Source organism: Chryseobacterium contaminans (assembly GCF_001684955.1).
Lineage (GTDB): Bacteria > Bacteroidota > Bacteroidia > Flavobacteriales > Weeksellaceae > Chryseobacterium > Chryseobacterium contaminans.
The window spans coordinates 56,962-68,041 of record NZ_MAYF01000035.1 but is presented as its reverse complement, the minus strand read 5'-3'; the positions used below and the strand labels follow the sequence as shown (position 1 = coordinate 68,041).

The following is an 11,080-nucleotide window of genomic DNA, read 5'->3' as shown; positions in this document are numbered from 1 at the left end:
CATTTCGCCCTGCATTGGCGGTGCTGTTTTAGTAAGCTTAAGTTTGATATAGTCGATTTGTGGAAAACGGTCATGTATTTTTAAAATAATTCTTCCAGCTACATGTTCCAGAAGCTGGGATCTGATCTTCATTTCCTGATGAATGATATCATTGATATCTGCATAGCTTATGGTATCATTCAGGTCATCGGATTCTGCTGCTTTCCACAAATCGGTATGAAGTTCTGCATTTAAAATATAATAGGTGCCAATAACGTTTTCTTCGGGTAAAACTCCGTGATAGGCATATATTTTTACATCTTCAAGATATATCTTACTCATTGCATTTAATTTTTATCAAGCAAAAATCGTTTTAATTCTTCAAAATCTGCATTTATTTCTACAGTTTTTTTCTCCTTTTTCATCAGAGCATCCAGGGATTGTGGAATTTCAATTTTTGTATGGATGGCATTTTCTACAGCATCAGGAAATTTCACAGGGTGGGCCGTTCCCAGAATGAATCCTTTTTTACCCGGATTTTCTTTTAGATATCGCTCGAGAGAAGCAAAAGCTACAGCACTGTGAGGATCTAGAATGTACTGATCTCTATTATAAACCACTGTAATTGTCTCCATAGTTCTGGCATCATCAATGGAATATCCGGAAATTTTATTTTTTAAAGAATCAAATTCATGATTAAAGAGCTCAAGAATTCTTACAAAATTACTTGGATCACCTACATCCATAGCATTGGATAAGGTTGCTACAGCTTTTTTAGGATTAAAATCCTGGGTTTCCAAATAAGTAGGAATTACATCATTAGCATTGCAGGCAGCAATAAAATGTTCTGCCGGAAGACCACGCAAATGTGCTAGAATCCCGGCACAGATATTCCCGAAATTTCCACTTGGAACACAGATGACGGGCGCTTTATTTTCTATTTGCTGCCATTGTTTTAATGCTAACAGATAATAAATCTGCTGCGGAAGCCATCTGGCAACATTAATGGAATTAGCCGATGTAAGAAATAAGCGGTTGTTGATTTCCTCATTGGAAAAAGCCTGTTTTACCAGACCCTGACAATCATCGAAGCTGCCATTCACTTCCAGGGCATAAATATTTTTCCCCAATGCGGTAAGCTGCTTTTCCTGAACCGGACTTACCCTGTTTTTAGGATAAAGAATTACAACATCAATTCCCGGAAGATCATAAAATCCATGAGCAACCGCACCGCCGGTATCTCCGGAAGTAGCGACTAAAACAGTGACTTTTTTCTGCTGGTTTTCTAAAAAATAAGACAGGCATCTGCTCATAAATCCTGCACCAATATCTTTAAAGGCGAGGGTAGGGCCATGAAAAAGCTCAAGAACTGAAATATCATCGTTGATTTTTCTTAAAGGAATTTCAAAACTGATGGTTTCAGCAACGATTTTTTTTAGTATTTCAACCGGAATTTCATTTCCGATAAAGTCTTTCATACATTGATAAGCAATCTCTTCATCAGAATATTGGCGAAGATTTTGAATAAACTCCTCGTTGAATGAAGGAATATTTTCAGGGAAGAATAATCCTTTGTCTTTTCCCTGTCCTTTTATAGTTGCAGTTTTGAAATCTACTTTTTCTTCCCTGTCTTTTAAATTATAATATTTCATCTGTTTTTAATCTAGTTTGGGTTCTTCAATCACTTCAATTCCTACCGGATTTATTTTGGAAACATAGACGAAGTTGTCTATATTGATTTCGTTATACATGGCCTTCATCAAATCAGCAATTTTTTCTGCTGTTTCTTTTTTTTCTGCCAGCATAAAAATAGAGGGCCCTGATCCTGAAATTCCCCCTCCTAAAGCTCCAAGTTGAAGGCTTTTAGATTTAATTTCATCAAACCTCGGAATTAAGATGCTTCGTACAGGTTCTATAATAACATCATTGAGACTTCTGCCAATTAATGCAAAATCATTTTTCTGAATTCCTGCGACCAATCCAGCAATATTTCCCCATTGTTCAACAGCACTTTTCAGTGTAATATTTTTCTTTAAAATCTGTCTTGAATCTGAAGTTTTAACTTCAACCTGAGGATGTACAGCGGCTACAAACAGATCAGGTGAATTGAGTGGAATGATATCAATAGGATTGGTGGATTTTACCAAAGTAATTCCACCATAGATGCATGGGGCAATATTATCTGCATGACGAACTCCGGAAGCGAGTTCTTCCCCGAACATGGCAAAATGGACCATTTCATCTTTTGACATGATGTTTCCCAATACAATATTGGCTCCCATGACGGCTCCAGCGGCGCTAGCCGCGCTGGAGCCGAGCCCGCTTCCCGGTTTTATATGTTTATGAATAATAACTTCAAAACCATTTTTTAGATTAAAGTGTTCCTGAATTTTTAAAAGAACTATTCCTGCAACATTTTTACAAGGTTCTTCAGGAAGTCCAAAAAGGTCTTTATGTTTGATAATGATTTCAGGAGTTTCCAATAAACGGATTTCCATTTCATCATAAGGATCATTAACGGCCATTCCCAGAATGTCAAATCCACATACCAGATTGGCTACAGTAGCTGGAATTTTTAGTTTTACTTTTTTCATATTTTTGTTTTTAAACTGAACGGATGATGTCTGCGAAAATTCCACTGGCTGTAACTTCAGCTCCTGCACCAGCTCCTTTTATAACCAATGGCTGTTCGGAATATCTCAGGGTTTTAAAAATGACAATATTATCTTTTCCATAAAGGTGGAACAAGTCACTTCCCGGAGCAACATGTTGTAACCCGACCTTTGCTTTTCCATCCTTAAATTCTGCAGTATATTTCAATATCTTTCCTTCTTTTTGAGCAATTCCAAATAAAGATTTAAAGTGACTTTCATATTCTGTAAGTTTTTCATAAAAATGTTCTACACTTCCTTCCATACATGCTTCAGGTAGAAAACCTATGTTTTCAATCTCTTCAAATTGAAGTGGGTATCCGGCTTCTCTGGCCAGAATTAATATTTTTCTTGCTACATCAGTTCCGGAAAGGTCTAGTCTTGGATCAGGTTCTGTATAACCTTCTTTCTGTGCCTGTGCTACTACTTCGGAAAATGTTCTGTTTCCGTCATAAGTATTGAACACAAAATTTAAGGTTCCACTCAGAACAGCCTCAATAGACATTATTTTATCACCACTTTTGATGAGGTCATTAATCGTTCCTATTACCGGAAGTCCAGCCCCTACATTAGTTTCAAAGTGAAAGTTGCAGTTGTGATTTCTGGCAGTATTCTTTAATAAGGTATATTTTTCAAAATCTGATGAAGCCGCAATTTTATTACAGGCAACAATATTGATGCTTCTTTTCAGCAGGTTTTCATACATTGTTGGAACTTCAGCGCTTGCGGTGATATCTACAAACACAGAGTTTCTTAGATTACGGGCTATGATTTCTTCAGAAAATTTTTGAGCCGAAGCTTCTACACCAGTTTCCTTCCAATTCATGTATTCTTCCTTGGAAATTCCATTATCAGCAAAAAACATTTTTCGGCTATTGGAAAGGCCGGCAATTCTTAAATTAATAAAATGGTTTTCCCTTAGATATTGATTCTGATCATAGATCTGTTGAATAAGTTTAGTTCCTACATTCCCCGTTCCGCAGATATAAAGATGAATCTGTTTGATTTCGGATTCAAAAAATTCTTCATGAAGAACATTCACGGCTTTTTTGGCATCTTTTTCAGCAATAACCACGCTGATATTTCTTTCCGAAGAACCTTGGGCAATTGTTCTGATATTAATCCCATTATTCCCAAGGCATCCAAACATTTTTGCACTTACGCCGCTTCTGCTTTTCATATTTTCTCCTACCAATGCTACAATAGAAAGATCCATTTCTATTTTGACAGGAGCAACTCTTTTTAAGTTAATATCATCTGCAAAAGAAGCGTTGATTGCGTTTTCAGCAGCCAACATATCTTTTTCATGAATAGCAATGGTAATAGAATGTTCTGATGAACCCTGCGTAATCAGAATAACATTGATTTTTTCCTGGCTCAGACATTGAAATAACTTAGCAGAAATTCCCGGAATACCTACCATTCCGCTGCCTTCCAAAGTAAGAAGGGCAATATTACCCATGTTTGAAATTCCTACAGCTACCTGATTTTTTTCATTTTCTGAAATATTCAGATGATGAGCAACTAATGTTCCCTCTGCTTCCGGATCAAAAGTATTTTTAATTTTAAGATTAATATTTTTTACCATCACTGGTTGAATGGATGGGGGATAAATAACTTTTGCTCCAAAATGGGAAAGCTCCATAGCTTCATGATAGGAAATTTCTGCAATAGGTTTCGCGTGAGAGACAAGACGGGGATCGGCAGTCATCATCCCGCTTACATCTGTCCATATCTGAAGTTCTTCAGCATGAATGCCAGCCGCAATAATAGCCGCAGAATAATCTGAACCACCACGTCCTAATGTTGTAGTGTGGCCTTTCTCATCACTGGCTATAAAACCAGGTCCTATGAAGATGCGGTTATGATGCTTGGTGAAATAATTTTTTAAATTCTCATCAGTGATAATGAAATCTACTTTTGCATGAGTAAAATTACTGTCAGTTCTGATGAGCTCTGAAGTATTTATCCATATACAGTCCAGTTCCTGATGCTGAAGTCTGGCTGCAATAATGCTTGATGATAAAAATTCTCCATACGAGGCAATTTTATCTTTAATTCTTGAAGTAAGTTCACCAAGAACAAAAACCCCGTTGCATAGGTCTTCAAGGTCATTGAAATGTTTTTTTACAAAGCTTAATAAAGAACTTTGATCTAAAACGGGAATAAGCTCTTTAACAAGATTCAGATGCTTTTCTTCTGCATTTTTTAGCAATTGCAGATAGTTTTCATTTTGAACGGAAGCATATTCAGCAGCATTAATAAGAAGGTCTGTTACTCCATGAAGCGCTGATACAATCACTACAACGTTGTCTTTTGAAGATACCTTTTTGATAATGTTTTCTACCAGCAGGATATTCTGAGCATTGGCGACTGATGTTCCGCCGAATTTTAAGATTTTCATCTATTATTTATTTAAGATTAGATAAAGTGAGAGAGCTACTCTTTAAAAAAAGAGTACAGGATACCGGAAATAATATGTGAAAATTTACCCCTTTATGGGGTAGTTGTTGTAGTTGTGAATGTAGAAACAGAAGATACTCCTGAAATAGTAGACTTCAGGATAGAAATATCAGATATGTTTCTTAAAAAATTCATTGTAACGGAACAAATGTACAAATTATTTTGGAATAGCAAACTTTTAACATAATAAATTAGTAAATCCTTTTGTAGAGATTTATTTGGTGTAATTGATTAAAAATCTTATATTTATTGGATAAACTATAATAAAAATCCAATGAAAAATTCAAAAAAAATTAAAAGAGAGAACTTAAAATCCATTAATGGCGGAGGAATTGGTAATTGCTATGAAAATTGTCCGGTAGGACCTTATGGGCCTAATGAAGTAAAATCATGCGGAGATTTTGAAGCGCTGCCTGAGTGCTGCAAAAAAAGAGTATTGGTAAGTATGGACTGTTTTGGTCCCTATTAATTCCTTTATAATATAAGAGCATTGTTGTTATTACAGCAGTGCTTTTTTGTTTATCATCTTAAAATTAATTACTATGAAAGCATTTAAAAAATTATCAAGAGATCAGAAGAAAATTATCAATGGCGGCTTTACCCAGATGCAGATTGAAGCTTGTGGTGGTGAGCAGTTTGTGTGTTTTATGAAAGGCGGATCAGGAGCATGGGGATGTTGGTTAAAACCGGGAGGAACTTGCTACACTCCTAAACTTTAATTGAGTTTTGTCTTAAGCTTAATCCTGAAAATATGAAAAAATTATCAAGACTTATCCTTAGGAATATTAATGGAGATAATATTTCTATCTGTAATGGGTGTCCCAGTCATATAATGTATGGGCCTGGCCCGGAATATGGTGGAACGTGTGAAAATTATTTTGCTTTACCTGATTATTGCAGAAGCAAGAATTGTGTAGGAGTAAGTATTTATTGCTTCGGGGATCAGAAATAATTATAATATTTTTAAAAAGAGTGCTAATTAATAACAAATTAAAACATGAAAAAATTATCAAGAACAAAACTGAAAGATATCAACGGAAAAGGAATGGGATGTGAACGATGCTCTACTTCGGGAAACTATGGGGATGGCCCGGAATATACTAACAGCTGTATGGCTTTTTGGGCATTGTCTCCTACTTGCAGAAACTGTGTAGATGTAAGTGTAGACTGCTATGGACCTGATTATTCTGATTATTTCGGGAACTAAAACAATTTTTAATAATCATGTTATTTGATAACATCAAAAAATTAAAACAACTATGAAAAATTTAAAGAAATTAAACAGAAAAGAACTTGAAATGGTAAACGGAGCAATAGGATCAAACTGCAGCAGATGCCCGCAGCATACAACTTATGGAACAGGACCAAATGATGCTCCATGCAGCGCTTATCAGGCACTTCCTTTATATTGCAAAGCATGTGTAATTGTAAGTATGGAATGTGTGGATGGTGGAGTATCCTAAATAGAATTTCTATTAAAAATAAAAAGCACTGTAATTTTTACAGTGCTTTATTTTTTAACAGTCAGTAGGGAAATAAGGTCCTCTTGGAAGGCAAATAGGTTCACCGAAGCATCCTGTTGCACAAATTTGGCTTATTCCGCAATAACTGCATGTGTCTGATCCGCCGATTAGGTTTTTAAGATTTTCTCTGTTTAATTTTTTTAAATTTTTCATAGTATTTGTTATTAGTTCGATTTATAAATATAACAATTATTCACTTATAAATGAAATATTTATATTTTAACAATTAGGAACTATATAATTTCCCTTGGTAACACATACCGGTGAACCATTGCAGTCACTGATACAAACTTCAGAAATTGCACATGATGAGCAAACGGGACCTGCTCCTCCGTTTAGGTTTTTAAGATTTTCTCTGTTTAATTTTTTTAAATTTTTCATAGTATTCATTATTAGTTTGAATTATAAATATAATAATTTATTCACTTATTAAAGAAATAATTGTATGTTTTTTTATAGAAAAATTGAATAAATTTTTAACCTTGTCTCTTTCTTGGCTGATAGAATTAAAAAAAGCACTGTAAAAACAGTGCTTTAAATTTACTTTATACTTTTAGAAAGATCGAGCATGGCCTCAATAGGTTTCAGTGCTTTTAATCTTAATTCTTCGTCAATAAGGATTTCAGGAAGTTCGTATTTCATACATAAATACAATTTTTCCATGGTGTTACGCTTCATGTAGAAACATTCTGAGCAGTTACAGCTTTCATCGAAAACCAATGCAGGAATCAATTCTTTGTGGGGCGCACGTTTTCTCATTTCGTGAAGAATCCCTTCTTCTGTTGCGATGATGAACTTCTGGCAGTCGTCTTTCTCTACATAGTTTAATAGAGCAGAAGTAGAGCCGATGAAGTGAGCTAGTTTTAAAACAGCTTCTTCGCTTTCAGGGTGTGCAATTAATTTGGCATCTGGATTATCTGCAAGCTGTTTGGCGATTCTTTCCATTGAAAATGCTTCGTGTACTACACAGCTTCCGTCCCAAAGGATCATATCACGGCCTGTTTTTTTAGATAAATATCTTCCCAGGTTTTTGTCCGGTGCAAAAATAATAGGTCTGTCTTTTGGAAGCGCTTCAATCACTGTTTCAGCATTTGAGCTTGTTACAATGATATCGCTTTCTGCTTTTGTTTCTGCATTACAGTTGATGTAAGTAGCAATTAAAGCATCAGGATGCTGTTCACGCATTTTTCTCAATCCTTCTCCTGAGCATCCGTCTGCCAGAGAGCATCCGGCCATTGTATCCGGTAAAACTACTTTTTTAGTTGGGTTAAGAATTTTTGCAGCTTCAGCCATAAAGTGTACTCCACAGAATACAATCATATCAGCATTGGTCTCTTTTGCCTGTCTTGCCAATTGTAAAGAGTCTCCAAGGAAATCAGCGATATCCTGAATTTCTCCCGGTTGGTAATAATGGGCAAGGATGACAGCATTTTTCTCTTCCTTAAGTTTTAGAATGGCTTTTACCAGTTCTTCTCCCTGAGGAATTGCTATATCTTTTATATCCAGGAATCCTTTTACAGGAATCGCAGATTTAGCTTTTTCTAATGTTTCGGTACTCATATCAACCTTAATGTTTTTTATTATCAAATTTAGAGATTAGAAATTAGAAGTTAGATTTTGATGAAAAGCAGTGTACTTCCATCTTCCGACCTCTATCTTCCGCCCATTAATTATTGATAAAACTTTTTATTAAACTTTCTATTTCTTTTTTAGCTTCATCAAGATCGGAATTGATTACGATCCTGTCAAATTCGCTGGCATAAGACATTTCTTCTTCTGCTTTTGCAACACGGGTTTTGATGGTTTCCGCATCATCCGTATTTCTTGAAATCAATCTTCGTTCCAGTTCTTCAATGGAAGGTGGTTCTATAAAAATAGACAAAGCCTTTTCTCCAAAATATTTTTTCAGAGAAATTCCTCCTTTTACGTCCACATCAAAAATAACAACTTTTCCCTGATTCCAGATCTTTTCCACTTCAGATTTTAAAGTTCCGTAATATTTATCAGTGTATACTTCTTCATATTCTACAAAGGCATCTTCTGAAATTTTCTGTCTGAATTCATCAGGTGTTAAAAAATGATAGTCTACTGCATGTACTTCACTTCCTCTCGGTTGTCTTGTAGTACATGAGATTGAAAATTCCAGTTCCGGGAAGGTTTCCAGAGAATGCTTTACCAGTGTAGTTTTTCCGCTTCCAGATGGTGCTGAAAATATAATTACTTTATCCATTTAGATTAGAGATTTTTAGATGGAGAGGTGAGACAGGATCTCATCTTCTCTTGTCTATAGGTCTATTGTCTATAATACGTTTAACGTTTGCTCTTTAATTTTTTCTAGATCATCCTTCATTTTCACTACAAGCTTCTGAATTTCGGCATGATTGGCTTTTGAACCTAATGTGTTGATCTCTCTTCCGATTTCCTGAGAAATAAAGCCCAGTTTTTTACCGTTGAAAGATTCATTGTCCATTACTTCCTTGTAATATTTCAAATGTTGGGCAAGTCTTACCTTTTCTTCTGAAATATCCAGTTTTTCTGTGAAGTAGGCCATTTCCTGATAGAAACGTGTTTCATCCACATTTTCGAATTCTTTCAGAGTCTTTTGGTAGCGTTCTTTTACACTTACGATTCTTTCTTCTTCAAAAGGAATCACTTCACTCAGATATTTATCAATATTTTGAATATTTCTGTTAAGCTCTTCATGTAAATTACTGCCCTCAGTGATTCTGAATTCTTCAAAACGGTCTACGGCTGCATTAACAATTTTAGCTAATGCTTCCCATTCGCCTTCTGTAAGTTCATCAGGTCTTGAAGTGATGGCATCCGGAAGTCTTACTGCCATTTTCAGGTATTCAAAATCAGGGCCGTCTGATGCAATATTTTTAAGTTCATTGATGTAGGAATCAATTAACCCTTTATTGATTTTTACATCATTAGATTCTTCAAGGTTTTCAATATTGACGTAGCAGTCAACTTTTCCACGGATAATTCTATCGTTAAGAATTTTTCTGATCTCAAATTCTTTTTCTTTATAACGCAAAGGAATTTTGATATTTAAATCAAAGCTCTTGCTGTTCAGTGATTTAATATCTATTGTTATTTTTTTTCCTTCAAAAACATCTTCGGCTCTACCGAAGCCAGTCATTGATAAAATCATAGTTTTTTATTGTTCTACAAAGATAAACATTTAAATTAGCACAGTGAAATCTGTAAAAGATTCTATTTTATGGATAAAATAATGAATGTGCACCGATGAAAAATCTGATTTCTGTAGTAGGACCCACCGGAATAGGGAAGACAAAACTGGCAATTGATCTGGCAAAACACTTCAATACCGAAATTATTTCCTGTGATTCCAGACAGTTTTTTAAAGAAATGAAAATCGGAACAGCGGCACCATCTGAAGAAGAACTCGCTGAAGCACCTCATCATTTTATCGGAAATCTTTCTGTAGAAGAATACTATTCTATCGGGCAATACGAAGAAGATGCCCTGAAAAAACTCAATGAACTTTTCCAATATCATAACGCCGTCATCCTTGTTGGTGGAAGTATGATGTACGAGAAAGCGGTTATAGAAGGGCTCAATGATTTGCCTGAGGCTAATACTGAGAACCAGGAGAAGCTTCAGAAAATAATGGATGAAGAAGGAATAGAAAAGCTTCAGGAGATTTTAAAGGAATTGGATCCTGAATATTTTGAAGTAGTGGATATTCACAACCACAGAAGACTGTTGCGTGCTATTGACGTGATCTGGCAAACGGATAAAAAATATTCCGAACAGATTGCTGTTTCTCAGGATTCCAGAGATTTTAATGTGATCAGAATCGGAATTGAAGCTCCAAGAGAAGAATTGTATGACAGAATTAACCGCAGGGTTGATATAATGATGGGAAAAGGGCTTTTGGATGAGGTGAAAGGGTTGGAGAAATTCAAAGGGCTTACGGCATTGAATACGGTTGGTTATGCTGAATTATTCAAATATTTTGATGGAGAATGGGATCTTGATTTTGCTGTTTCTGAAATTAAAAAGAACAGCCGCCGATATGCAAAACGTCAGTTGACATGGTATAGGAAGGCGGGTAATATTCATTATTTGCAATTGGGGTATTCTCAACAGGATTTTGAGGAGTTGCTTCAGTGGATTGCTGAACAGGTTCGGAAATAAATTATTTTAATGATAAATACGCTTTGGACAGGAATTTTCAAAAGGCTTAATATAATTTCCTACGGAATGAAGTAGGAGAATAATTTAATGATCCGGTTGTTCATTCCGTAGGTAGAAATTAATCAGGTATACATCCATAAAGATTACCCGTTCCGTCACAGGTACCTGTCCCATATCCGGATGCGCTTACCCAATCGCAAAATGCTCCTTCTTCTTTTCCTTTACAATTGTTGATAAAACCGCCACCTTTAATGGATTGCAGTTGTACTCTTGAAATTTTTTTTAAGTTTTTCATGT

General features: G+C 35.5%; 16 protein-coding genes. 6 read left to right on the top strand and 10 right to left on the bottom strand.

The features are described from left to right. The 4 genes from folB to thrA form a co-directional block, all read right to left on the bottom strand. The coding region (gene folB, locus BBH99_RS03710) for a dihydroneopterin aldolase (protein WP_066692134.1) at positions 1-321 on the bottom strand (321 nt) is incomplete at its 3' end. Positions 322-326: 5 nt separating this feature from the next. Next, complete coding sequence (thrC, locus tag BBH99_RS03705) at positions 327-1,631, bottom strand: threonine synthase (protein ID WP_066692132.1); 1,305 nt, start codon at positions 1,629-1,631, stop codon at positions 327-329. A 6-nt stretch (positions 1,632-1,637) separates the two neighbouring features. Then, positions 1,638-2,573 (bottom strand): homoserine kinase, encoded by a 936-nt coding sequence (locus BBH99_RS03700; RefSeq protein ID WP_066692130.1) that lies wholly within the window; start codon positions 2,571-2,573, stop codon positions 1,638-1,640. Between the two features lie 10 nt (positions 2,574-2,583). Continuing rightward, positions 2,584-5,034, bottom strand: coding sequence for a bifunctional aspartate kinase/homoserine dehydrogenase I (thrA, locus tag BBH99_RS03695; RefSeq protein ID WP_066692128.1), 2,451 nt, complete (start codon positions 5,032-5,034; stop codon positions 2,584-2,586). Positions 5,035-5,367: 333 nt separating this feature from the next. Here thrA and BBH99_RS03690 point away from each other — a divergent pair, with 333 nt between their 5' ends. From BBH99_RS03690 to BBH99_RS03680, 5 genes are all read left to right on the top strand, one after another. Continuing rightward, complete coding sequence (locus BBH99_RS03690; RefSeq protein WP_066692126.1) at positions 5,368-5,562, top strand: bacteriocin-like protein; 195 nt, start codon at positions 5,368-5,370, stop codon at positions 5,560-5,562. Positions 5,563-5,635: 73 nt separating this feature from the next. Continuing rightward, the gene (locus BBH99_RS22250; protein ID WP_165601875.1) at positions 5,636-5,812 is read left to right on the top strand and encodes a bacteriocin-like protein; all 177 of its coding nucleotides are present in this window, start codon (positions 5,636-5,638) and stop codon (positions 5,810-5,812) included. Positions 5,813-5,844: 32 nt separating this feature from the next. Further along, entirely contained in the window at positions 5,845-6,045 is a 201-nt protein-coding gene (locus BBH99_RS21995) for a hypothetical protein (RefSeq protein WP_123872980.1), read from the top strand. A 45-nt stretch (positions 6,046-6,090) separates the two neighbouring features. Next, positions 6,091-6,300, top strand: coding sequence for a hypothetical protein (locus tag BBH99_RS03685; protein ID WP_066692123.1), 210 nt, complete (start codon positions 6,091-6,093; stop codon positions 6,298-6,300). Positions 6,301-6,352: 52 nt separating this feature from the next. Beyond that, positions 6,353-6,556 (top strand): hypothetical protein, encoded by a 204-nt coding sequence (locus tag BBH99_RS03680; protein ID WP_066692121.1) that lies wholly within the window; start codon positions 6,353-6,355, stop codon positions 6,554-6,556. Positions 6,557-6,610: 54 nt separating this feature from the next. Here the strand turns inward: BBH99_RS03680 and BBH99_RS23135 are convergent, their stop codons facing one another. From BBH99_RS23135 to BBH99_RS03665, 5 genes are all read right to left on the bottom strand, one after another. Continuing rightward, complete coding sequence (locus tag BBH99_RS23135; protein ID WP_449384794.1) at positions 6,611-6,769, bottom strand: bacteriocin-like protein; 159 nt, start codon at positions 6,767-6,769, stop codon at positions 6,611-6,613. A 66-nt stretch (positions 6,770-6,835) separates the two neighbouring features. Beyond that, the gene (locus BBH99_RS23130; RefSeq protein ID WP_167367184.1) at positions 6,836-6,997 is read right to left on the bottom strand and encodes a bacteriocin-like protein; all 162 of its coding nucleotides are present in this window, start codon (positions 6,995-6,997) and stop codon (positions 6,836-6,838) included. 159 nt (positions 6,998-7,156) lie between these two features. Continuing rightward, positions 7,157-8,176: a quinolinate synthase NadA gene (gene nadA / locus BBH99_RS03675; protein WP_066692120.1), complete on the bottom strand. Its 1,020-nt coding sequence runs from the start codon at positions 8,174-8,176 to the stop codon at positions 7,157-7,159. A 106-nt stretch (positions 8,177-8,282) separates the two neighbouring features. After that, the gene (gene gmk / locus BBH99_RS03670) at positions 8,283-8,846 is read right to left on the bottom strand and encodes a guanylate kinase (RefSeq protein WP_066692119.1); all 564 of its coding nucleotides are present in this window, start codon (positions 8,844-8,846) and stop codon (positions 8,283-8,285) included. A 69-nt stretch (positions 8,847-8,915) separates the two neighbouring features. Continuing rightward, positions 8,916-9,773: a YicC family protein gene (locus BBH99_RS03665; RefSeq protein ID WP_083188725.1), complete on the bottom strand. Its 858-nt coding sequence runs from the start codon at positions 9,771-9,773 to the stop codon at positions 8,916-8,918. Positions 9,774-9,868: 95 nt separating this feature from the next. Here BBH99_RS03665 and miaA point away from each other — a divergent pair, with 95 nt between their 5' ends. Then, positions 9,869-10,783, top strand: coding sequence for a tRNA (adenosine(37)-N6)-dimethylallyltransferase MiaA (gene miaA / locus BBH99_RS03660; protein ID WP_066692116.1), 915 nt, complete (start codon positions 9,869-9,871; stop codon positions 10,781-10,783). 118 nt (positions 10,784-10,901) lie between these two features. Here miaA and BBH99_RS22245 read toward each other — a convergent pair whose 3' ends face one another. Then, positions 10,902-11,078, bottom strand: a complete 177-nt coding sequence (locus tag BBH99_RS22245; RefSeq protein WP_165601874.1) for a bacteriocin-like protein — start codon at positions 11,076-11,078, stop codon at positions 10,902-10,904. Between the last annotated feature and the right edge of the window lie 2 nt (positions 11,079-11,080).